The 20,730-nt window shown below is 70.8% G+C and carries 20 protein-coding genes; 16 read left to right on the top strand and 4 right to left on the bottom strand.

The window, feature by feature from the left end:
• Positions 1-131: 131 nt before the first annotated feature.
• Positions 132-860, bottom strand: a complete 729-nt coding sequence (locus tag ACFQ7Q_RS33285; protein ID WP_383561741.1) for a 3'-5' exonuclease — start codon at positions 858-860, stop codon at positions 132-134.
• A gap of 120 nt (positions 861-980) precedes the next feature.
• On the opposite strand from ACFQ7Q_RS33285, the gene ACFQ7Q_RS33280 reads away from it, so the two are divergent.
• The 3 genes from ACFQ7Q_RS33280 to thrS all read left to right on the top strand — a co-directional run bounded on the left by ACFQ7Q_RS33280 (position 981) and on the right by thrS (position 5,059).
• Complete coding sequence (locus ACFQ7Q_RS33280; RefSeq protein ID WP_383561740.1) at positions 981-1,547, top strand: DUF4365 domain-containing protein; 567 nt, start codon at positions 981-983, stop codon at positions 1,545-1,547.
• On the top strand, positions 1,547-2,821 hold the full coding sequence (locus ACFQ7Q_RS33275; RefSeq protein WP_383561738.1) for a hypothetical protein: 1,275 nt from the start codon (positions 1,547-1,549) through the stop codon (positions 2,819-2,821). Before ACFQ7Q_RS33280 ends, ACFQ7Q_RS33275 begins: the two co-directional genes overlap by 1 nt.
• A 261-nt stretch (positions 2,822-3,082) precedes the next feature.
• Positions 3,083-5,059 carry a threonine--tRNA ligase gene (gene thrS / locus ACFQ7Q_RS33270; protein ID WP_383561736.1) on the top strand — a complete coding sequence of 659 codons (1,977 nt, stop codon included), beginning with the start codon at positions 3,083-3,085 and terminating at the stop codon, positions 5,057-5,059.
• 16 nt (positions 5,060-5,075) lie between these two features.
• Here the strand turns inward: thrS and ACFQ7Q_RS33265 are convergent, their stop codons facing one another.
• Complete coding sequence (locus ACFQ7Q_RS33265; protein WP_383561734.1) at positions 5,076-5,753, bottom strand: potassium channel family protein; 678 nt, start codon at positions 5,751-5,753, stop codon at positions 5,076-5,078.
• Between the two features lie 66 nt (positions 5,754-5,819).
• Here ACFQ7Q_RS33265 and ACFQ7Q_RS33260 point away from each other — a divergent pair, with 66 nt between their 5' ends.
• Positions 5,820-6,392 (top strand): HIT family protein, encoded by a 573-nt coding sequence (locus tag ACFQ7Q_RS33260; protein ID WP_383561732.1) that lies wholly within the window; start codon positions 5,820-5,822, stop codon positions 6,390-6,392.
• A gap of 46 nt (positions 6,393-6,438) precedes the next feature.
• Here ACFQ7Q_RS33260 and ACFQ7Q_RS33255 read toward each other — a convergent pair whose 3' ends face one another.
• Both ACFQ7Q_RS33255 and ACFQ7Q_RS33250 read right to left on the bottom strand, forming a co-directional pair.
• Positions 6,439-8,079, bottom strand: a complete 1,641-nt coding sequence (locus ACFQ7Q_RS33255) for a hypothetical protein (RefSeq protein WP_383561745.1) — start codon at positions 8,077-8,079, stop codon at positions 6,439-6,441.
• A 222-nt stretch (positions 8,080-8,301) separates the two neighbouring features.
• Positions 8,302-10,509 carry an elongation factor G-like protein EF-G2 gene (locus tag ACFQ7Q_RS33250; RefSeq protein ID WP_383561730.1) on the bottom strand — a complete coding sequence of 736 codons (2,208 nt, stop codon included), beginning with the start codon at positions 10,507-10,509 and terminating at the stop codon, positions 8,302-8,304.
• A 281-nt stretch (positions 10,510-10,790) separates the two neighbouring features.
• Between ACFQ7Q_RS33250 and pgsA the strand changes: the two genes are divergently transcribed.
• The 12 genes from pgsA (at position 10,791) to yajC (ending at position 20,721) form a co-directional block, all read left to right on the top strand.
• Positions 10,791-11,459 carry a phosphatidylinositol phosphate synthase gene (gene pgsA / locus ACFQ7Q_RS33245; protein ID WP_383561728.1) on the top strand — a complete coding sequence of 223 codons (669 nt, stop codon included), beginning with the start codon at positions 10,791-10,793 and terminating at the stop codon, positions 11,457-11,459.
• Between the two features lie 14 nt (positions 11,460-11,473).
• Positions 11,474-12,382, top strand: coding sequence for a phosphatidylinositol mannoside acyltransferase (locus tag ACFQ7Q_RS33240; RefSeq protein WP_383561743.1), 909 nt, complete (start codon positions 11,474-11,476; stop codon positions 12,380-12,382).
• Complete coding sequence (locus ACFQ7Q_RS33235; protein ID WP_383561726.1) at positions 12,379-13,542, top strand: glycosyltransferase family 4 protein; 1,164 nt, start codon at positions 12,379-12,381, stop codon at positions 13,540-13,542. The genes ACFQ7Q_RS33240 and ACFQ7Q_RS33235 overlap by 4 nt, the downstream gene beginning before the upstream one ends.
• Positions 13,543-13,847: 305 nt before the next feature.
• Positions 13,848-14,489, top strand: coding sequence for an N-acyl homoserine lactonase family protein (locus tag ACFQ7Q_RS33230; RefSeq protein ID WP_383561724.1), 642 nt, complete (start codon positions 13,848-13,850; stop codon positions 14,487-14,489).
• An 11-nt stretch (positions 14,490-14,500) separates the two neighbouring features.
• A complete protein-coding gene (locus ACFQ7Q_RS33225) occupies positions 14,501-15,043 on the top strand; it encodes a hypothetical protein (protein ID WP_383561722.1) in 543 nt (180 codons plus the stop codon).
• Between the two features lie 188 nt (positions 15,044-15,231).
• Positions 15,232-16,080, top strand: a complete 849-nt coding sequence (pdxS, locus tag ACFQ7Q_RS33220) for a pyridoxal 5'-phosphate synthase lyase subunit PdxS (protein ID WP_376443043.1) — start codon at positions 15,232-15,234, stop codon at positions 16,078-16,080.
• A gap of 6 nt (positions 16,081-16,086) precedes the next feature.
• Entirely contained in the window at positions 16,087-16,677 is a 591-nt protein-coding gene (gene pdxT / locus ACFQ7Q_RS33215) for a pyridoxal 5'-phosphate synthase glutaminase subunit PdxT (protein WP_383561720.1), read from the top strand.
• A 62-nt stretch (positions 16,678-16,739) separates the two neighbouring features.
• Complete coding sequence (locus ACFQ7Q_RS33210; protein ID WP_158985482.1) at positions 16,740-17,492, top strand: YebC/PmpR family DNA-binding transcriptional regulator; 753 nt, start codon at positions 16,740-16,742, stop codon at positions 17,490-17,492.
• Positions 17,493-17,624: 132 nt separating this feature from the next.
• A complete protein-coding gene (gene ruvC / locus ACFQ7Q_RS33205) occupies positions 17,625-18,158 on the top strand; it encodes a crossover junction endodeoxyribonuclease RuvC (RefSeq protein WP_329122799.1) in 534 nt (177 codons plus the stop codon).
• Positions 18,155-18,787 carry a Holliday junction branch migration protein RuvA gene (gene ruvA / locus ACFQ7Q_RS33200; protein WP_383561717.1) on the top strand — a complete coding sequence of 211 codons (633 nt, stop codon included), beginning with the start codon at positions 18,155-18,157 and terminating at the stop codon, positions 18,785-18,787. Before ruvC ends, ruvA begins: the two co-directional genes overlap by 4 nt.
• 221 nt (positions 18,788-19,008) lie before the next feature.
• Complete coding sequence (ruvB, locus tag ACFQ7Q_RS33195) at positions 19,009-20,088, top strand: Holliday junction branch migration DNA helicase RuvB (protein WP_383561715.1); 1,080 nt, start codon at positions 19,009-19,011, stop codon at positions 20,086-20,088.
• Between the two features lie 165 nt (positions 20,089-20,253).
• Positions 20,254-20,721 carry a preprotein translocase subunit YajC gene (yajC, locus tag ACFQ7Q_RS33190; RefSeq protein WP_383561713.1) on the top strand — a complete coding sequence of 156 codons (468 nt, stop codon included), beginning with the start codon at positions 20,254-20,256 and terminating at the stop codon, positions 20,719-20,721.
• The last annotated feature ends 9 nt before the right edge of the window (positions 20,722-20,730 follow it).

Raw genomic sequence — 20,730 nt, 5'->3', positions numbered from 1 at the left:
AGGCAATATTTTATTATGCTCTTTGTGGTGTGCTTGTTTTTTTTTTTAAGACACCGGGGGGTGTGGCGGGGCAGTCTAATGCGGGACGGGCCTTCCGCATTCCCGGCCTTCCGGCCGCACGCGGCAGTCCCTCACGCCGCCGTCCGCATCTCCGGGCGCAGCGGCCACGCCGGATCCACCGTCTCCGGCGTCCCGTTGCGCGTGAACCACGCCTGCAGCCCGCGCGCCTGCGCCGCATGCCACACCGCCTGCAAGGTGTGCAGCTCCGCCGGCGACAGCCGCTCGAGACGGGACGTGAAACGCCGCGCCACCGCCCGTACGACATCCAGCGCCGCCGTCGCGTCGGCCGCCGCGTCGTGCGCGCCGTCCAGCTCCACGCCGTACTGCGCGCACAGATCCGTCAGCGTCCGACGGCCCTTGCGATAGCGGTCCAGATGCTTGTCGAGCACCCGCGGATCCAGCACGCACAGCGACGCGTTCTCCAGATAGCGCCCCAGCGAGGAGGCGCGATGGCGCCGGAGCTCGCGGTCCAGGATCGTCAGATCGAAGGGCGCGTTCATCACCACCAACGGCCTGCCCGCCGCACACTGTTCGGCGAGCGCCCGCCCCAACTCCTCCATCACGGGCGCGGGCCAGCGCCCGTTCCGCTGCAGATGTTCATCCGTCAGACCATGGACCGCCGTGGCCGCAGCGGGCACCGGAACCCCGGGATTGACCAGCCAGCGCGTCACCCGCGGACGCCCCCCGGCAGTGTCCTGGACGACGAGGGCGGCCGAGACGATCCGGTCCTCCTCGACGTCCACTCCTGTGGTCTCCGTGTCGAATGCGGCCAGGGGCCCGTCGTACCAGTGCGTCGTCATCCCCGAACTCCTCGCACCTATGCGGCAGATGGCGATCCCCCTGCCCGAATCGGTGATACCCGGGCTGTTTGCCCCGTACGCGGACCGGTGACAACACAGATGACGGGGAAGGGAATTGACATGGCGCTCGCCCAGCCCGAATCGGGAGGGCTGCCGCCCCAGCGGGCAGCACCGCTGCGCGGCTCACTCGCCACCACCGCCTGCATGGAGACGCTCCAGGTCGGGTATCTCCACGCGGTCGCGGCGGCGGCGGGCTGTTCGCTGTCGCAGCCCTTTCCGGACAACGGCATCGACTGGCACGTGAGCCACAGCGCTCCCGGCCACACCGTCGACGACGAAGTGACCATCAAGGTGCAGCTCAAGTGCACCTACCAGCTGGCGCCGCGGCCGCCCGGGCCCGCGTTCTCCTTCACCCTCGACAACGACCACCTGGTGAAGCTGGCGCGGACCCCCGTCTCGGTGCACAAGATCCTGGTCGTGATGATCGTGCCGCGCTCCCAGGACGACTGGCTGCGGGCCGGCCACGACCGGCTCGACCTGCGGCACTGCTGCTACTGGACCAACCTGGCCGGCCACCCGGTCACGGGACGGCGCAGGACGACCGTGCGCATACCCACGGCACGGATCTTCGACGACCGGGCGCTCTGCGAGATCATGACCCGGGTCGGCGTGGGAGGGAGACCTTGATGCACCGGCCGATCGAGGAACCAGGAGGCGGGTCCGGCTTCGGGCCCGCGCTGCCGCCGTTCCGTCCTCACCCCACCTCCGGCGACCTGCCCGGCGGCCCCTGGGCCGAGCCCGGGGGCGCGCCGGACCCCGGACGGGTCGACCCGCTCGTCCTCGGCGCCCTTCTCGCCCGGCACGGCTGGCGGCGACGCGGCGGGGCCGCGGGCCGCTACAGCCGCTGGACCCCTCCCCTGTCGGGCGGCTCGACCGGCGCCACGAGCCTGCTCGTGCCCGAGAGCCGCGCCTTCCCCGACTGCGAGGACCTGCTCGGCGAGGCGCTCACCGCCCTCCAGCACAGTTCGGCGCCCTCCGCCCGGGAGGTACTGGTCGGGCTGACCGTGCCCAGCGACGAGATCCGCTGGTGGCGCGACGTGCCGCCCGGACCCGCGGGCACCGTCCCCTGGACCGTCCAGGAGCAGCTCAGGTCGGCCGCCCGCCAGCTCCTCCTCGCCGGCGCGCTCGCCGTCCGAGGCCGCGCCGGGTACTACGGCGCCCGGCACCGCCGCCAGGCCCAGGCGTCCCTGGAGGCCGTGGTCGTGGGGGCGGCGCCGGGCGGCCGGGGGCTGACCGCGTTCGTCCCCGTCGACCCCGGCCGGGCGATCGCCGTACGGCTCTACCACGCGCTCTACGCGGCCCGGGAGGCCACCGACTACCAGCGGGCGACCGGAGGCATGGAGGCGTTCGACGCGGCGGTGGAGGCCGGGGTGAGCCGCGAGCTCACCGAGGCCCTGGTGGCGCTGGTGAGGGGCACCGAAGGGGCACGGATCGCACTGGAGTGGGCACCGGCGGCCGGGACCCCGGCGGGCTGCGCGCCACGGCCCGAACCCGTCGAGTTCTCGGCCGGCGATCTGCCCGCCCTGCGCGAGGCCGGCGCCCGCTATCTGACCGACGAGCCGTCCGTACCGGTACGGATCACCGGCGCCGTCGTCCGGATGCGCCGTTCCGGCCCGCGCGGCGAGGGAACCGTCCGCTTGCGGGTCCTGGGCGGTGCCGAGGTGCCGCACGTGCGGGTCACCCTGGACGAGGAGGCGTACCGCACCGCGGGCCACGCCCATCTCGTGGGGCTGCCGATCCGGGTCGTGGGACGGCTGGAGAGCCGAGGAGGCTTCCGGCGGCTGACCGATGCCTCCGGTGTGGTGCCGGTACAGGTCGACGAGGCGGAGCGGGACCGGCTGATGAAGTCCCTCCACGAGAACCTCGACTTCTTCGAGGAGGCCTGCGGCCCCGGCGAGTGAGCGAGAGGCAGGACCGGCTGCCCCGAACGCATGGATCCGGCGCCCCCGGTCCCCGCGAGTGGGCCGAAGGGCGCGCTGGGGGAACAGCCCCGAGCACGGTCGGGGCTGTGAGTCCGGCTCTCGGCGCCCGGTGCGAGTCCCCCGTCGAAGGCAGGGGGAGAACCGAGCCCTTAGGATTTAGGCGCGCGGCACCTCGTCTCTGCCGTGCACCGCCGACGCCGGCACTTCGTGTCTGCCTGCGCCCTTATGGAAAGAGCATCCGTGTCTGATGTCCGTGTGACCGTCCAGTCCGCCTCAGGAGCCGAGGATCGGGCGGTGAGCGCGGGCACCACCGCCGGCGCGCTGTTCGCCGACGACCGGTCCGTGATCGCCGCCCGCGTCGGCGGTGAGCTGAAGGACCTCACCTACGTCGTCGCCGAGGGCGATGTCGTCGAGCCCGTCGAGATCTCGTCCCCGGACGGCCTCGACATCCTGCGCCACTCCACCGCCCACGTCATGGCCCAGGCCGTGCAGGAGCTCTTCCCCGAGGCCAAGCTGGGCATCGGCCCGCCGGTGCGTGACGGCTTCTACTACGACTTCGACGTCGAGAAGCCGTTCACCCCCGAGGACCTCAAGGCCGTCGAGAAGAAGATGCAGGAGATCCAGAAGCGGGGGCAGCGCTTCTCCCGCCGCGTGGTGACCGACGAGGCCGCCCGCGAGGAGCTCGCGGACGAGCCGTACAAGCTGGAGCTCATCGGCATCAAGGGCTCCGCCTCGACCGACGACGGCGCCAGCGTCGAGGTCGGCGGCGGCGAGCTCACCATCTACGACAACCTGGACGCCAAGACCGGCGAGCTGTGCTGGAAGGACCTCTGCCGAGGCCCCCACCTGCCCACCACCCGGAACATCCCGGCGTTCAAGCTGATGCGCAACGCCGCCGCCTACTGGCGCGGCAGCGAGAAGAACCCGATGCTCCAGCGCATCTACGGCACCGCCTGGCCGTCGAAGGACGAGCTGAAGGCCCACCTCGACTTCCTCGCCGAGGCCGAGAAGCGCGACCACCGCAAGCTCGGCAACGAGCTCGACCTCTTCTCCATCCCGGACGAGATCGGCTCCGGCCTCGCCGTCTTCCACCCCAAGGGCGGCATCATCCGCCGGGTCATGGAGGACTACTCGCGCAAGCGCCACGAGGAGGAGGGCTACGAGTTCGTCTACTCGCCGCACGCCACCAAGGGCAAGCTGTTCGAGAAGTCGGGCCACCTCGACTGGTACGCCGAGGGCATGTACCCCCCCATGCAGCTCGACGAGGGCGTGGACTACTACCTCAAGCCCATGAACTGCCCGATGCACAACCTGATCTTCGACGCGCGCGGGCGTTCCTACCGTGAGCTGCCGCTGCGCCTCTTCGAGTTCGGCACCGTGTACCGGTACGAGAAGTCCGGCGTCGTGCACGGCCTGACCCGGGCCCGCGGCTTCACCCAGGACGACGCGCACATCTACTGCACCAAGGAGCAGATGGCGGAGGAGCTCGACAAGACCCTCACCTTCGTCCTGAACCTGCTGCGCGACTACGGTCTGACCGACTTCTACCTGGAGCTGTCCACCAAGGACCCGGAGAAGTTCGTCGGCTCGGACGAGATCTGGGAGGAGGCCACCGCGGTCCTCCAGCAGGTCGCCGAGAAGCAGGGCCTCCCGCTCACCCCCGACCCGGGCGGCGCCGCCTTCTACGGCCCGAAGATCTCCGTGCAGGCGCGCGACGCCATCGGCCGCACCTGGCAGATGTCGACCGTGCAGCTCGACTTCAACCTGCCGGAGCGCTTCGACCTGGAGTACACCGGCCCCGACGGCACCAAGCAGCGTCCGGTCATGATCCACCGCGCGCTGTTCGGCTCCATCGAGCGCTTCTTCGCGGTGCTGCTCGAGCACTACGCGGGCGCCATGCCGCCGTGGCTGGCCCCCGTGCAGGCGACCGGCATCCCGATCGGCGACGCGCACATCCCGTACCTGCAGGAGTTCGCCGCCAAGGCGAAGAAGCAGGGGCTGCGCGTCGAGGTCGACGCCTCCTCGGACCGGATGCAGAAGAAGATCCGCAACGCGCAGAAGCAGAAGGTCCCGTTCATGATCATCGCGGGTGACGAGGACATGGCCGCCGGCGCCGTCTCCTTCCGTTACCGCGACGGTTCGCAGGAGAACGGCATCCCGGTCGACGAGGCCATCGCCAAGATCGCCAAGATCGTCGAGGAGCGCGTCCAGGTCTGACCGTCCGCGACGTGACTCAGGAGGCCCCCGGGGAATCCCCCGGGGGCCTCTTCTCGTCCTCCCGCTTGAAGGACTGGATCAGCCAGGACGAGAACGAACCCGTCACGGCTCCGATCAGCGCGACTCCGCACGCCATCAGCCCCACCGCGATGGTCCGGCCGATCGGGGTCACCGGCGTCACGTCCCCGTACCCCACCGTCGTCAGCGTCTCTGCGGCCCACCAGACCGAGTCGCCGAAGGTGCGGATGGTGGCACCCGGGACTCCGCGCTCGTGCTGGAAGACGGCGAGCGCGCACGCGAACCCGAGGAGGGTCACGGTGAGACTGGAGTAGGTCATGACCCGTGCGTAGAGGCTGAGACGCGGCTGGTCGCGGCGGCGCTGGATCTGGTCGTAGATCTTCACCATCTGCAGGGGCCGCAGCAGCGGCAGCACCAGGATCACGGTGCCCAGGAGATGCGCGCGGACGAAGCGCAGCGGGCCGAGGCCGCTGAGCCGGAACCGTACCGCGTAGTCGACGATGAAGACGCCCCAGGCCATGAGCGTGATCGCCAGACAGAGGTCCAGCCAGGCCTGGTCGAGACCGTGGGCCAGGACGCGCACCGCGTACCCGAGGAGGAAGAGCAGGGACGCCACCGCGAGCGGTGTCTCCATGCGCCGGTCCCAGCGCTCTTGCCTGTCCTGCCTCTCGTTCATCGGATCAGCATCTCCGAGGCGGGGTGATCAACGCCCCGGCGACACGTTCCGAACGGGCGAAGCAATATGCTGCACAGCATGACGATTGAGCCGGAGCAGCAGATCGGAGTGGGGACGCAGGACGCGTTCCAGCGCCTGTGGACGCCTCACCGGATGGCGTACATCCAGGGCGAGAACAAGCCGACCGGGCCAGGGGCCGAGGACGGCTGTCCCTTCTGCACGATCCCGGCGAAGTCGGACGAGGACGGGCTCGTGATCGCACGCGGCGAGAAGGTCTACGCCGTGCTCAATCTCTACCCGTACAACGGCGGACATCTGATGGTCGTGCCGTACCGTCACGTCGCCGACTACACGGATCTCGACGCGGAGGAGACCGCCGAGCTCGGCGAGTTCACCAAGCGGGCGATGATCGCGCTGCGCTCCGCGTCCGGCGCACACGGCTTCAACATCGGCATGAACCAGGGCTCGGTCGCGGGCGCCGGGATCGCCGCCCATCTGCACCAGCACGTGGTGCCCCGCTGGGGCGGCGACACCAACTTCATGCCGGTCGTCGGTCACACCAAGGTGCTGCCGCAGCTCCTCGCCGACACCCGCACCATGCTCGCCGCCGCCTGGCCGGCCTCGTCCGAGCTCGCCTGAGGCGAGCCCGGCACTCCCGGCCGCCGGGCGCCCCGGGTCCCGGCGCCTACGCGTCGTAGATGTCGGCCTTCTTCGGGCCCGGGTCCTGGATGGCGCCGCTCAGGATCAGCGAGCGGTTGGTGAAGCGCTCCGTGTCCACGCCGTGCTCGTCGAGCACCTTGATCGTCGCGGCGTGGACCGCGCGCATCACCGGCGTCGCCGTGCGGATGGCGTCGTCGGCCATGAAGCGGTGCCGCCAGGGCTGCGCCGCCCAGGCGTGCCGCAGCCCGAAGGGCTCGGGCAGGACGAGCTTGCCGCCGAGGAAGTCCAGGACCGGCGGGAACCAGGTCAGCGGGGCGCGGACGGCGAGGCGGACCACCTCGTCGGTGTCGACCAGCGGCAGCTGGATCTCCCTGGTCTCCCAGAACCGGACGGTCTTGGAGACCTCCTTGGTCTTCGCCTTGGGCTTGGTGGTGAAGAGGGAGTGGACCGGCCCCAGGGCGTGACCGGTTACCTCCACCCGCAGCGTGTGCAGCAGCGAGGTGACCGTGATCATCATGGTGAGGACCAGCTGGCCGTCCCAGAGCGTGAACTGCACCCCCAGGTAGTGGCGGTTGCCGCTGCCGAACTGCTGGTCGTTGCAGATGCGCTGTATCTCGTGCGGCTTCACCTGGAAGTGGACGATGTTCTCGCCGTCGGGGCGGGCGACCTCGTCGGCGCCCTCGCCGACCGGCGAGACGATCCAGTGCTTGACGGTCGGCTTGGGGAAACCGGTCTTGAGGGAGCCGCGCTCCAGGAGCGTGAGCTGGTCATGGATCTTCCGTACGACGTCCCAGGCGCGGAAGTCGTGGATCTCCGTGCCGTCCTTGGGGACCAGCTCCTCGGCGAGCGTCCAGCTGCCCCAGCGCGTACCCATGCCCAGTATTCCCTTGGGGCCCGCGTAGAAGACGACGTTGGACTGCTGCTCGGCGGTGAGCTTCTCCAGGTTCTGCCGGAGGGACTCGGCCGCCTTCTCGGTCGGATCCTGGGGGACGGCCTCGGGGACCTTGGCACCGATGCCGCCGCCGCTCAGCAGCGCGGTCCAGCGCTCGCGCAGATCCTTGGCCGTGGACTCGCAGACCCGCTTGGCCAGGAACCAGCCGGCGACCGGGGCCACGATCATGGCCCGCAGGTAGATCGACAGCAACCCGTCGATCGGCAGCTTGATCATGACGATGACGGCGAGCAGGCCTGCGCCGACCAGAAGCCCCGTGCCGACGGCGCTGGTGCGCTTGTTCTCCGTGCCGGCGACCATGCGGCGCAACTGGATGACGCCGAGCCAGAGCAGCAGTCCGGGCAGGAAGAGGATGCCGAAGACCAGGGTGATCAGCGTCAGCCTGGTGTCCCGCTGCTTGCGGATCCCGGTGGCGGCCAGGCAGTGCTCGACCACGGGCTGCGGTTCGGTGCCGAAGGACTGGATCAGCGGCTTGCGGGCGCCGCCGAGCGTCCGTACCTGCACCGCGCGCGAGAAGGCCTCACCGAGGTCCGGGCGGAAGAGCTTCTTCCACTTGCCTTCCTTGACCGTCGACTTGTGCCAGTCGTTGTTGGCGTTGAGGATCTCCTCGACCGGGCCGTCGCGGTACGCGGCGGAGGCGAGGGCGTGCGTCGCCGCCGTCTGTCCGTCGGAGCCCTGGAGGGGAATCTGCGCCCCGGGTCCGAAGCTGCCCATCGTCACCTGATGCCCCCATCGCCGCGTGCCCGCGTGGTTCACCGCGTATCCCTCTGCGGCCTGTTCCCAACTACCGCGCCCCGCACACCTGCTGAGCTGGGCACCACAGCGTAACCGGGTACCGGAGGATGCGTCACGGGTCGGCCGGATGCCGCCCGTCCGAGGGGAGTCGGACGGGCGACATCCGGCCGTGGGGGAGGGGGTGCGAGTTACGGGAGGTGACTAGGCTCCTTTCTCCGCCTGTCCGCGGATCCTGTCCGCGAGATGGGGCGGCATGGCCTCGTGTCGGGCGTACGAGCGGTCGAAGCGGCCGGTGCCGTGCGAGACGGAGCGGAGGTCGACCGCGTACCGGCCGATCTCGATCTCAGGGACCTCGGCCCTCACCAACGTCCGCCCGGGGCCTGCCTGTTCGGTCCCGACGACCCGCCCGCGCCGCCCCGACAGATCGCTCATCACCGGCCCCACGTACTCGTCCGGGACGAGGACCTGGACCTCGGCCACCGGCTCCAGGAGCTGGATGCTCGCCTCGGCGGCCGCCTCGCGCAGCGCGAGCGCGCCCGCCGTCTGGAAGGCGGCGTCGGAGGAGTCGACGGAGTGGGCCTTGCCGTCGCGCAGCGTCACCCGCACGTCGACCAGCGGGTATCCGGCGGCGACTCCTCGCGCCGCCTGGGCGCGCACCCCCTTCTCCACGGAGGGGATGAACTGGCGCGGCACCGCCCCGCCCACCACCTTGTCGACGAACTCGATGCCGCTGCCCGGGGGAAGGGGCTCGACGTCGATCTCGCAGATCGCGTACTGGCCGTGGCCGCCGGACTGCTTCACATGCCGGCCCCGACCGGCCGAAGGCCCGCCGAAGGTCTCACGGAGCGACACCTTGTGCGGTACGGCGTCCACCTGCACCCCGTACCGGTTGCGCAGCCGCTCCAGGGCCACGTCCATATGCGCCTCGCCGAGACACCACAGAACGACCTGATGGGTGTCCTGATTCTGCTCCAGGCGCATGGTGGGGTCCTCGGCGACGAGCCGGGCCAGACCCTGGGAGAGCCGGTCCTCGTCGGCCTTGCTGTGCGCCTCGATCGCGAGCGGGAGCAGCGGATCGGGCATCGTCCAGGGCTCCATCAGGAGCGGATCGTCCTTGGCGGAGAGGGTGTCGCCGGTCTCCGCGCGGCCGAGCTTGGCGACACAGGCGAGGTCGCCCGCGATGACCCGGTTGAGCGTGCGCTGCTGCTTGCCGAAGGGCGAGGTCAGCGCGCCGACGCGCTCGTCGACGTCATGGTCCTCGTGACCCCGGTCGGTCAGCCCGTGCCCCGAGACATGGACGGTCTCGTCGGGGCGCAGGGTGCCGGAGAAGACCCGGACCATCGAGATCCGGCCGACGTAGGGGTCGGAGGCGGTCTTCACGACCTCCGCGACGAGCGGGCCGTCGGGGTCGCAGGTGATCGGCGGGCGCGGGGCGCCGTCGGGGGTGGTGACGGCGGGGGCCTCGCGCTCCAGCGGGGTGGGGAAGCCGCCGGTGATCAGTTCGAGCAGCTCGACGGTGCCGAGGCCCTGCTTCCCGCCGTCCGTCGCGGGCGCCGCGGCCAGCACGGGATGGAAGGTGCCACGGGCGACGGCTTTCTCCAGGTCGTCGATGAGCGACTTGATGTCGATCTCCTCGCCGCCGAGATAGCGGTCCATGAGGGTCTCGTCCTCGCTCTCGGCGATGATCCCCTCGATCAGCCGGTTGCGGGCCTCCGCGATCAGCTCCTGCTGGTCGCCGTCCGGCGGGTTCTCCTGCCGCACGCCCGTGGAGTAGTCGAAGATCCGCTCCGAGAGCAGTCCGACCAGGCCGGTGGTCGGGGCGTGGCCGTCCGGTGCCTCCGCGCCGTGGACGGGCAGATAGAGCGGGAGCACGGCATCGGGGTCGTCACCGCCGAAGATCGACGCGCAGACAGAGGTCAGCTCGTCGAAGTCGGTGCGGGCCGTCTCCAGGTGGGTGACGACGATGGCGCGGGGCATCCCGACCGCCGCGCACTCCTCCCAGACCATGCGGGTCGACCCGGCGATCGCGTCGGCCTCCTGCGCGGCCGAGACGACGAAGAGGGCCGCGTCCGCCGCACGCAGACCGGCCCTCAGTTCCCCGACGAAGTCGGCGTATCCCGGTGTGTCGAGGAGATTGATCTTGCACCCGCCCCATTCGAGAGGGACGAGCGAGAGCTGTACGGAACGTTGCTGGCGGTGCTCGATCTCGTCGTAGTCGGAGACCGTGCCGCCGTCCTCGACGCGTCCGGCCCGGTTGACCGCCCCCGCGGTCAGCGCGAGCGCCTCGACGAGCGTCGTCTTTCCCGATCCGCTGTGGCCGACCAGCACCACGTTCCGTACGGCCGAGGGCCGGTCGGCCGTTGGAGCCCTGCCGGCGGCTCCGGAGTGTGCGTTCGCCTTGTCGCCCATGGTGTGTTCCTCCCGATCGCTTGCACCGGGCGCGCGGCGTGGGCCGCCCGCACGGTGCGGCGGGGCGCGGGCGCGGGGGAGTCGGCGCGGGAGGGGATCGCGTGCAGCTCCGGCGATGCCCGCGGTGGTTCTTCGAGCTTTGCACCGACGTCAGGGCGCGTCCATACGTCGTACACGACGCGACGGGGCGGGTGGCCGACGGAATGGCGGAGTGGTCCTGGCTACGATGGGCGGGCCGGTGGTCGTAGGGGCCGCGCGGCCCACCGAACCTCGGGAAGGCCATGCTGAACAAGTACGCGCGTGCATTTTTTACGCGTGTCCTCACACCGTTCGCCGCGTTTCTGCTCCGCCGGGGCGTCAGCCCCGACGCGGTCACGCTCATCGGCACGGCCGGAGTGATGGCGGGTGCACTGGTCTTCTTCCCCCGGGGGGAGTTCTTCTGGGGCACGATCGTCATCACGCTCTTCGTCTTCTCCGACCTCGTCGACGGCAACATGGCCCGCCAGGCCGGGATCTCCAGCCGGTGGGGCGCGTTCCTCGACTCGACCCTCGACCGGGTCGCCGACGGCGCCATCTTCGGTGGCTTCGCGCTCTGGTACGCGGGTACCGGCGACGACAACGTGCTGTGCGCGGTCTCGATCTTCTGCCTGGCCAGCGGCCAGGTCGTCTCGTACACCAAGGCACGTGGTGAATCGATTGGCCTGCCGGTGGCGGTCAACGGCCTGGTGGAGCGGGCCGAGCGGCTGGTGATCTCACTGGTCGCCGCGGGTCTCGCCGGACTGCACGCCTTCGGCGTGCCCGGCGTCGACGTGCTGCTGCCGATCGCGCTGTGGATCGTCGCCGTGGGCTCCGCGGTGACGCTGGGGCAGCGAGTGGTGACCGTACGACGCGAGTCGGCAGAGGCGGACGCGGCCGCGTCCGCCGCCGGGGGGAACGAGGCGACGACATGAGTGGCGCGAGCGGCATGAAGGACCGGCTGACCGACGGGCTGTACGGGCTCGGCTGGTCGACCGTGAAGAAACTGCCGGAGCCCGTGGCGACCGGGCTCGGCCGCCGGATCGCCGACTACGCCTGGAAGCGGCGTGGCAAGAGCGTGCTGCGCCTGGAGTCCAACCTCGCGCGCGTGGTCCCCGACGCGACGCCCGAGCGGCTCGCCGAGCTGTCGAAGGCCGGGATGCGCTCGTACATGCGGTACTGGATGGAGTCCTTCCGGCTGCCGACCTGGAGCAAGGAACGCGTCGACACCGGCTTCGACATCAAGGACGTCCACCACCTCACGGACGGTCTGGCCTCGGGGCGCGGGGTCATACTCGCGCTGCCGCACCTGGCCAACTGGGACCTCGCGGGCGTGTGGGTGACCCGCTCGCTCGGCGTGCCCTTCACCACGGTCGCGGAGCGGCTCAAGCCGGAGACGCTGTACGACCGGTTCGTCGCCTACCGCGAGTCGCTGGGCATGGAGGTCCTGCCGCACACCGGAGGATCGGCCTTCGGCACGCTGGCTCGGCGGCTGCGGGCCGGTGGCCTGATCTGTCTGGTCGCCGACCGCGACCTGTCCGCGACCGGCATCGAGGTCACGTTCTTCGGCGAGACGGCGCGGATGCCGGCCGGCCCCGCGATACTCGCCCAGCAGACGGGCGCGCTGCTGCTGCCCGTGACCCTCTGGTACGACGACACCCCGGTCATGAAGGGGCGGGTGCACGCGCCCATCGACGTACCCGAGACAGGCAACCGGGCCGAGAAGACGTCCGTGATGACACAGGCGCTGGCCGATGCCTTCGCCGGCGGTATCGCCGACCACCCGGAGGACTGGCACATGCTGCAACGACTGTGGCTCGCTGATCTGGAGGAGCGCGGGGAGGAAGAGCGGACGTGAAGATCGGCATCGTCTGCCCGTACTCCTGGGACGTACCGGGCGGCGTCCAGTTCCACATCCGCGACCTGGCGGAGCACCTGATCCGGCTGGGTCACGAGGTGTCCGTCCTCGCGCCCGCCGACGACGACACGCCGCTGCCGCCGTACGTCGTCTCGGCGGGGCGTGCCGTGCCCGTGCCGTACAACGGCTCGGTGGCCCGGCTCAACTTCGGCTTCCTGTCGGCGGCGCGGGTGCGGCGCTGGCTGCACGACGGCACGTTCGACGTGATCCACATCCACGAGCCGGCCTCGCCCTCGCTGGGCCTGCTGAGCTGCTGGGCGGCGCAGGGGCCGATCGTGGCCACCTTCCACACCTCGAACCCGCGCTCGCGGGCGATGATCGCGGCCTACCCGATCCTGCAGCCCGCCCTGGAGAAGATCAGCGCGCGGATCGCGGTGAGCGAGTACGCGCGCCGCACCCTGGTCGAGCACCTGGGCGGCGACGCCGTCGTCATTCCCAACGGTGTCGACGTGGACTTCTTCGCGCGGGCCGAGCCGAAGAAGGAGTGGCAGGGCAACACGCTGGGGTTCATCGGGCGGATCGACGAACCGCGCAAGGGCCTCCCGGTCCTGATGAAGGCCCTGCCGAAGATCCTCGCCGAGCGGCCGGAGACCCGGCTCCTCGTCGCCGGGCGCGGCGACGAGGAGGAGGCGGTGGCCTCGCTGCCGCGCGAGATGCGCTCCCGCGTCGAGTTCCTCGGGATGGTCAGCGACGAGGACAAGGCGCGGCTGCTGCGCAGCGTCGACGTCTACGTGGCGCCGAACACGGGCGGCGAGAGCTTCGGGATCATCCTCGTCGAGGCGCTGTCGGCGGCAGCGCCGGTCCTCGCCTCGGACCTCGACGCCTTCGCCCAGGTCCTGGACCAGGGCGCGGCGGGCGAACTGTTCGCCAACGAGGACGCGGACGCGCTGGCCGACGCGGCGATCCGGCTGCTCGGGGACGAGGTGCGGCGCGACGAGCTGCGCAAGCGCGGCAGCGCGCACGTACGGCGCTTCGACTGGTCGACGGTGGGCGCGGACATCCTCGCGGTCTACGAGACGGTGACGGACGGCGCGGCCTCGGTGGCGACGGACGAACGCACGGGGCTGCGGGCCAGGTTCGGGCTGGCGTCGAGGGACTGAGAGAGGGCTTCGGGGCGCGGGCGGTCGCGGCATCCCGGCCCCGGGCCGGGCCGCCGGCCCGGATCGCGACCGAGTCCCGATCAGGCCCCGGTCTTCGACCCTTCCGAGGTCCGGTCTTCGGCCCTTCCCCGGGCCGGTCCCTGGGCGGGCCGGATCGCGGGGTCCTGATCGGAACCGGGGCCGCTGGCCCGGCTCGCTCCTCGGAGGGCCGGAGTCCGGTCCTGGCCGGTCCTGGCCGGTTCCGGCCGGGCCCGATCGCGGCCGTTCAGGGGCCGTTCGGTCCGGTGGCCTGGCACGCTGGGGCGATGACCTTACCGAGCGTGGAACCACTGGACCTGGGCCACTTCGTGCGGCCGGCCGAGGAGTGGGGCGGGCCGCACGCGCGCGTGGAGCCCGTACTCGCCTACCTCGTACGCCACGAGCACGGCACCCTCCTCTTCGACACCGGCATGGGGGAGGGCTCCCCGGAGACGGACGCGCACTACCGGCCCACCCGCCACCCCCTCCCCGCCGCCGCCCGCGACGTCGACCTCGTCGTCAACTGCCACCTGCACTTCGACCACATCGGCGGCAACCCGCTCTTCCCCGACACCCCCGTGCTCGTCCAGCGCAAGGAACTGGCCACCGCGCGGGCCGGCGACTACACGCTGGACTGGCTGCTCGACGGCGTCCGGTACCAGGAGATCGACGGCGAGCACGCGATCGCGCCCGGGATCACGGTCGTCCCCACACCCGGGCACACCGAGGGGCATCAGTCCCTGGTCATCGACCAGGGCGACCACGTCACGGTCCTCGCCGGGCAGGCGTACGACTTCGCGGCCGAGTTCGGCGTCCCGTACCGCCCCTGGCTCGACCGGCTCGCGGAGCTCTCCGACGGGCGGACGGCAAAGGTCCGGTTCGCCCACGACCGTGACCTGTGGGAAGGGGTCCTGCCGCCGCGGCGGTAGCCTGTGCGCCCGTGACCGAAACCCTGATCTGGACCGTCGCCGCGCTCATCGTGATCGGCCTGTACCTCAGCTGGACCGCCGGCCGCCTCGACCGGCTCCACGCGCGGATCGACGCGGCCCGGGCCGCCCTCGACGCCCAGCTGCTCCGCCGGGCCTCGGTCGCCCAGGAACTGGCCACGTCCGGTGTCCTCGACCCGGCCGCCTCGATCGTGCTCTACGAGGCCGCGCACGCCGCCCGGCAGGCCGAGGAGGACCACCGAGAGGTCGCCGAGAGCGAGCTGAGCCAGGCCCTGCGCGCCGTGTTCGGCGAGCCCGAGCAGGTCGAGGCCGTACGGGAGGCCCCCGGCGGCGAGGAGGCCGCCAACGAACTCGCGGCCGCCGTCCGCCGCGTACCGATGGCCCGCCGGTTCCACAACGACGCCGTACGCGCCGCGCGCGCCCTGCGCCGCCACCGCAAGGTGCGCTGGTTCCGGCTGGCCGGCCACGCTCCGTTCCCGCTCGCCTTCGAAATGGACGACGAACCGCCCGTCGCCCTTGCCGATCGCCCGGCCTGACCACCGTAACCTGCGAAAACAGCGAAAACGATCCACCGGCTCCACATTGGCCCTTGATGTGGACTGGTGGTGGCCTGTTTCCTCACTCTTGTCTCAACACCGCTTTCCCGAGTGAGGTCCTCGTGTCCACCACGCTTCCCAACAGCACCCAGTCTCCCGAGACCGGCACCGCGCGCGTCAAGCGCGGCATGGCCGAGCAGCTCAAGGGCGGCGTGATCATGGACGTGGTCAACGCCGAGCAGGCGAAGATCGCCGAGGACGCCGGCGCCGTGGCCGTCATGGCCCTGGAGCGGGTCCCCGCCGACATTCGCAAGGACGGCGGCGTCGCCCGCATGTCCGACCCGAACATGATCGAAGAGATCATCGGCGCCGTCTCGATCCCGGTCATGGCCAAGTCCCGCATCGGCCACTTCGTCGAGGCCCAGGTCCTGCAGTCCCTCGGTGTCGACTACATCGACGAGTCCGAGGTCCTCACCCCGGCCGACGAGGTCAACCACTCCGACAAGTGGGCCTTCACCACCCCCTTCGTCTGTGGCGCCACCAACCTGGGCGAGGCCCTGCGCCGCATCGCCGAGGGCGCGGCCATGATCCGCTCCAAGGGCGAGGCCGGCACCGGCAACGTCGTCGAGGCCGTCCGTCACCTGCGCCAGATCAAGAACGAGATCGCCAAGCTGCGCGGCTTCGACAACAACGAGCTGTTCGCCGCCGCCAAGGACCTGCGCGCCCCGTACGAGCTCGTCAAGGAGGTCGCCGAGCTCGGCAAGCTGCCGGTCGTGCTGTTCTCCGCCGGTGGTGTCGCCACCCCCGCCGACGCCGCGCTGATGCGCCAGCTCGGTGCCGAGGGCGTCTTCGTCGGCTCCGGCATCTTCAAGTCGGGCGACCCGGCCAAGCGCGCCGCCGCCATCGTGAAGGCCACCACCTTCTACGACGACCCGAAGATCATCGCGGACGCCTCCCGCAACCTGGGCGAGGCCATGGTCGGCATCAACTGCGACACCCTCTCCGAGTCCGAGCGCTACGCCAACCGCGGCTGGTAATCACCCATGAGCACACCCGTGATCGGTGTCCTGGCCCTCCAGGGCGACGTACGGGAGCACCTGATCGCCCTGGCCGCGGCTGACGCCGTGGCCAGGCCGGTCCGGCGCCCCGAGGAGCTCGCCGAGGTCGACGGCCTCGTCATACCCGGCGGCGAGTCCACCACCATCTCCAAGCTGGCCGAGCTCTTCGGCCTGATGGAGCCGCTGCGCGAGCGCATCGCCGCAGGACTGCCGGTGTACGGCACCTGCGCCGGACTGATCATGCTCGCCGAGAAGATCCTCGACCCGCGCTCGGGCCAGGAGACCTTCGGCGGCATAGACATGATCGTCCGCCGCAACGCGTTCGGACGGCAGAACGAGTCCTTCGAGGCCGGCGTCACCGTCACCGGCATCGACGACGGCCCCGTCGAGGGCGTCTTCATCCGCGCCCCGTGGGTCGAGTCCGTCGGAGCCCAGGTCGAGGTCCTCGCGGAGCACGAGGGTCATATCGTGGCCGTCCGGCAGGGTCGTGCCCTGGCGACCTCGTTCCACCCCGAGCTCACCGGCGATCACCGCATTCACGCCCTGTTCGTCGACATGGTGCGCGCCGCGGTGTGACGAGGTCCCGGTAGGATCTCTGGGGTTCGTTCAGAAATGGGTTACGCGAAGGAGACAGGCAGATGTCCGGCCACTCTAAATGGGCTACGACGAAGCACAAGAAGGCCGTGATCGATGCCAAGCGCGGCAAGCTCTTCGCGAAACTGATCAAGAACATCGAGGTCGCCGCCCGGACCGGCGGTGCCGATCTGGACGGTAACCCGACGCTGTTCGACGCCGTGCAGAAGGCGAAGAAGAGCTCCGTCCCCAACAAGAACATCGACTCGGCGATCAAGCGCGGCGGCGGCCTCGAGGCCGGCGGCGTCGACTACGAGACGATCATGTACGAGGGCTACGGCCCGAACGGTGTCGCGGTGCTCATCGAGTGCCTCACCGACAACCGCAACCGTGCCGCCTCCGACGTCCGCGTCGCCATGACCCGCAACGGCGGCTCGATGGCCGACCCGGGCTCGGTCTCGTACCTCTTCAACCGCAAGGGCGTCATCGTGCTGCCCAAGGGCGAGCTGACCGAGGACGACGTCCTCGGCGCGGTTCTCGACGCGGGTGCCGAGGAGGTCAACGACCTCGGTGAGAGCTTCGAGGTCATCAGCGAGGCCACCGACATGGTCGCGGTCCGCACCGCCCTCCAGGAGGCCGGAATCGACTACGACTCCGCCGACTCCAACTTCGTCCCGACCATGCAGGTCGAGCTCGACGAAGAGGGCGCGCGCAAGATCTTCAAGCTGATCGACGCGCTCGAGGACAGCGACGACGTGCAGAACGTCTTCGCCAACTTCGACGTGAGCGACGAGGTCATGGAGAAGGTCGACGCCTGAGCGCGGTCGCTTCTCGCAGCGGGCCGACGGGGACACACCCCCGTCGGCCCGCTGTCGTTCGTGCGGCGTTGTCAGTGCCAGCCGATAGCCTGCACAAACAGATTTACGAAGACGGTCCAGGGAGGGGCTCAGGTGCGCGTGCTGGGGGTTGATCCGGGTTTGACCCGGTGTGGCGTCGGCGTCGTCGAAGGCGTCGCCGGGCGGCCCCTGACCATGCTCGGCGTGGGTGTCGTGCGGACGGCCGCCGACGCCGACATCGGCATACGACTGGTCGGAATCGAGCGCGGCATAGAGGAGTGGCTCGACCGCTTCTCGCCCGAACTGGTCGCCGTGGAGCGCGTGTTCAGCCAGCACAACGTACGTACGGTCATGGGTACGGCGCAGGCCAGCGCCGTCGCCATGCTCTGCGCCTCGCGCCGCGGCATCCCCGTTGCCCTGCACACCCCCAGCGAGGTCAAGGCCGCCGTCACCGGCAGCGGACGGGCCGACAAGGCCCAGGTCGGAGCCATGGTGACCCGGCTGCTCCGGCTCTCCGCCCCGCCCAAGCCGGCCGACGCGGCCGACGCCCTCGCCCTGGCCATCTGTCACATCTGGCGGGCCCCGGCCCAGAACCGACTCCAGCAGGCCGTCGCCGCCCATCACGCAACGAAAGGCCGTTCCGCATGATCGCCTTTGTCAGCGGCCCGGTCGCCGCACTCGCCCCCACCACCGCGGTCGTCGAGGTCGGCGGCGTGGGCATGGCCGTCCAGTGCACGCCGAACACCATCGCCGGTCTGAGGATCGGTCAGGAGGCACGGCTGGCCACGTCCCTGGTGGTCCGTGAGGACTCCCTGACGCTCTACGGCTTCGCGGACGACGACGAGCGGCAGGTCTTCGAACTGCTCCAGACCGCGAGCGGCGTCGGACCCCGCCTCGCCCAGGCCATGCTCGGAGTGCATAGCCCCGACGCGCTGCGTCTCGCCGTCTCCACTGGGGACGAGAAGACGCTCACCGCCGTACCCGGCATCGGCAAGAAGGGGGCGCAGAAGCTCCTCCTCGAACTGAAGGACAAGCTGGGGCAGCCGCTCGGCACCGGCGGCCTCGTCGGCGCGCAGCGCGCGGTGGCCTCCGGTCCGGCGCCGTGGACGGAGCAGCTGGCCGCCGCCCTCATCGGTCTCGGCTACGCGTCGCGCGAGGCCGAGGAAGCGGTCGCGGCGGTGACGCCGCAGGCCGAGGAGGCGATCGCCGCGGGCGGCTCGGCACCGGTCCCGCAGCTCCTGCGCGCGGCCCTCCAATCCCTGAACCGCGCCCGCTGACATGACCGCCGCGCGGGGCTTCTCCCCACCCCGCGGCCGTGTCCTCGAGCGCCGGACGGGCTGATTCCCGCCCGCGGGGCGAAGATCCAGTCCCGGCGGCGCCCGAGGCGCGGGGGGCTGGGGCGGAGCCCCGGTTCGGGAAGGGGCGGGGTGGGGAAGGAGCCCGCCGCAGGCGCCCCGCACGTACAGACGAACGCACCATCACCACGAAGGCAGACCACGTGAACTGGGACGACGACACCGCACCGCCCACCGACGAGCGCATCGTCGCCGCGGCCGCCGAGGGTGACGACCAGGCCGTCGAGGCGGCCCTGCGGCCCAAGGACCTCAGCGAGTTCGTCGGCCAGGAGAAGGTGCGCCAGCAGCTCGACCTGGTCCTCAAGGCCGCCCGCCAGCGCGGAGCCACCGCCGATCACGTCCTGCTCTCCGGCGCCCCCGGCCTTGGCAAGACCACCCTGTCGATGATCATCGCGGCGGAGATGAACGCCCCGATCCGGATCACCTCCGGCCCCGCCATCCAGCACGCAGGCGACCTCGCCGCGATCCTCTCCTCCCTCCAGGAGGGAGAGATCCTCTTCCTCGACGAGATCCACCGCATGTCCCGCCCCGCCGAGGAGATGCTCTACATGGCGATGGAGGACTTCCGCGTCGACGTGATCGTCGGCAAGGGCCCCGGCGCCACCGCCATCCCGCTGGAGCTCCCGCCCTTCACCCTGGTCGGCGCCACCACCAGGGCCGGCCTCCTGCCGCCCCCGCTCCGGGACCGCTTCGGCTTCACCGGCCACATGGAGTTCTACGACCCGGCCGAGCTGGAGCGCGTCATCCACCGCTCCGCCGGACTCCTGGACGTCGAGATCGACACCGCCGGAGCCGCGGAGATCGCCGGCCGCTCCCGGGGCACGCCCCGGATCGCCAACCGCCTCCTGCGCCGCGTCCGCGACTACGCCCAGGTCAGGGCCGACGGTGTGATCAACCGCGAGATCGCCGCCGCGGCCCTCGGGGTCTACGAGGTGGACGGCCGTGGTCTCGACCGTCTCGACCGCGCCGTCCTCGAGGCCCTGCTCAAGCTCTTCGGCGGCGGGCCGGTCGGCCTTTCGACCCTCGCGGTCGCGGTCGGGGAGGAGCGGGAGACCGTCGAGGAGGTCGCCGAACCCTTCCTCGTACGCGAGGGACTCCTGGCGCGCACGCCCCGTGGTCGGGTCGCCACTCCGGCGGCATGGAGCCATCTCGGACTCGTTCCGCCGCAGGCAGCGGGCCCGGGCGCGCCAGGAAGCGGACAACAGGGGCTCTTCGGGGCGTGACGGCGCGGAGACTCGTCGGGGCAGGAACCACGGTGCGATGCTGGACGTTGTTCCAACGATGCGGACTCGCCTAGACTCCGCCGATGCCGACCTTTCTGGCCGGCACGCCCACCCCCGAAGATCAGGCCGCGGGATCTCCGCGTCCGTGCGAAGGAAACCCGTCCCGTGAGTATCGTGACCCTCCTCCCCTTCATCGTCCTCATCGGGGCCATGTTCCTGATGACCCGCTCTGCGAAGAAGAAGCAGCAGGCGGCCGCGCAGATGCGCGACGAGATGCAGCCCGGCACCGGCGTACGCACGATCGGGGGGATGTACGCCACCGTCAAGGAGATCGGCGACGAGACCGTCCTCCTCGAGGTTGCTCCCGGCGTGCACGCCGTCTACGCGAAGAACGCCATCGGCGCGGTCCTCGCGGACGACGAGTACAACCGCATCGTCCACGGCGACGAGCCGGACACCGACACGGTCGTCCCGGACGACGCCTCCTCGCTGACCGAGTCGGTCGACGCCGACGCGTCGGACGAGGTCGCCGAGGACGCCAAGCCGGACCTGACCAAGAAGGTCGAGGCCGTCGAGGCCGACGCCGAGGTCAAGAAGGACGACAAGGCCGGCGGCGAGACCGAGGCGAAGTAGTCGCGACCG

The organism is Streptomyces sp. NPDC056527 (genome assembly GCF_042794475.1).
Classification (GTDB): Bacteria; Actinomycetota; Actinomycetes; order Streptomycetales; family Streptomycetaceae; genus Streptomyces.
This window is presented reverse-complemented; position numbering and strand designations above follow the sequence as displayed.

Bases quoted from the DNA above. Each gene is read 5' to 3' on its own strand.
- ACFQ7Q_RS33285 (WP_383561741.1), bottom strand. From the start codon at position 860: ATGACGACGCACTGGTACGACGGGCCCCTGGCCGCATTCGACACGGAG.
- ACFQ7Q_RS33280 (WP_383561740.1), top strand. From the start codon at position 981: ATGGCGCTCGCCCAGCCCGAATCGGGAGGGCTGCCGCCCCAGCGGGCA.
- ACFQ7Q_RS33275 (WP_383561738.1), top strand. From the start codon at position 1,547: ATGCACCGGCCGATCGAGGAACCAGGAGGCGGGTCCGGCTTCGGGCCC.
- ACFQ7Q_RS33265 (WP_383561734.1), bottom strand. From the start codon at position 5,753: ATGAACGAGAGGCAGGACAGGCAAGAGCGCTGGGACCGGCGCATGGAG.
- ACFQ7Q_RS33260 (WP_383561732.1), top strand. From the start codon at position 5,820: ATGCTGCACAGCATGACGATTGAGCCGGAGCAGCAGATCGGAGTGGGG.
- ACFQ7Q_RS33255 (WP_383561745.1), bottom strand. From the start codon at position 8,079: ATGGGCAGCTTCGGACCCGGGGCGCAGATTCCCCTCCAGGGCTCCGAC.
- ACFQ7Q_RS33250 (WP_383561730.1), bottom strand. From the start codon at position 10,509: ATGGGCGACAAGGCGAACGCACACTCCGGAGCCGCCGGCAGGGCTCCA.
- pgsA (WP_383561728.1), top strand. From the start codon at position 10,791: ATGCTGAACAAGTACGCGCGTGCATTTTTTACGCGTGTCCTCACACCG.
- ACFQ7Q_RS33240 (WP_383561743.1), top strand. From the start codon at position 11,474: ATGAAGGACCGGCTGACCGACGGGCTGTACGGGCTCGGCTGGTCGACC.
- ACFQ7Q_RS33230 (WP_383561724.1), top strand. From the start codon at position 13,848: ATGACCTTACCGAGCGTGGAACCACTGGACCTGGGCCACTTCGTGCGG.
- pdxS (WP_376443043.1), top strand. From the start codon at position 15,232: ATGGCCGAGCAGCTCAAGGGCGGCGTGATCATGGACGTGGTCAACGCC.
- pdxT (WP_383561720.1), top strand. From the start codon at position 16,087: ATGAGCACACCCGTGATCGGTGTCCTGGCCCTCCAGGGCGACGTACGG.
- ACFQ7Q_RS33210 (WP_158985482.1), top strand. From the start codon at position 16,740: ATGTCCGGCCACTCTAAATGGGCTACGACGAAGCACAAGAAGGCCGTG.
- ruvA (WP_383561717.1), top strand. From the start codon at position 18,155: ATGATCGCCTTTGTCAGCGGCCCGGTCGCCGCACTCGCCCCCACCACC.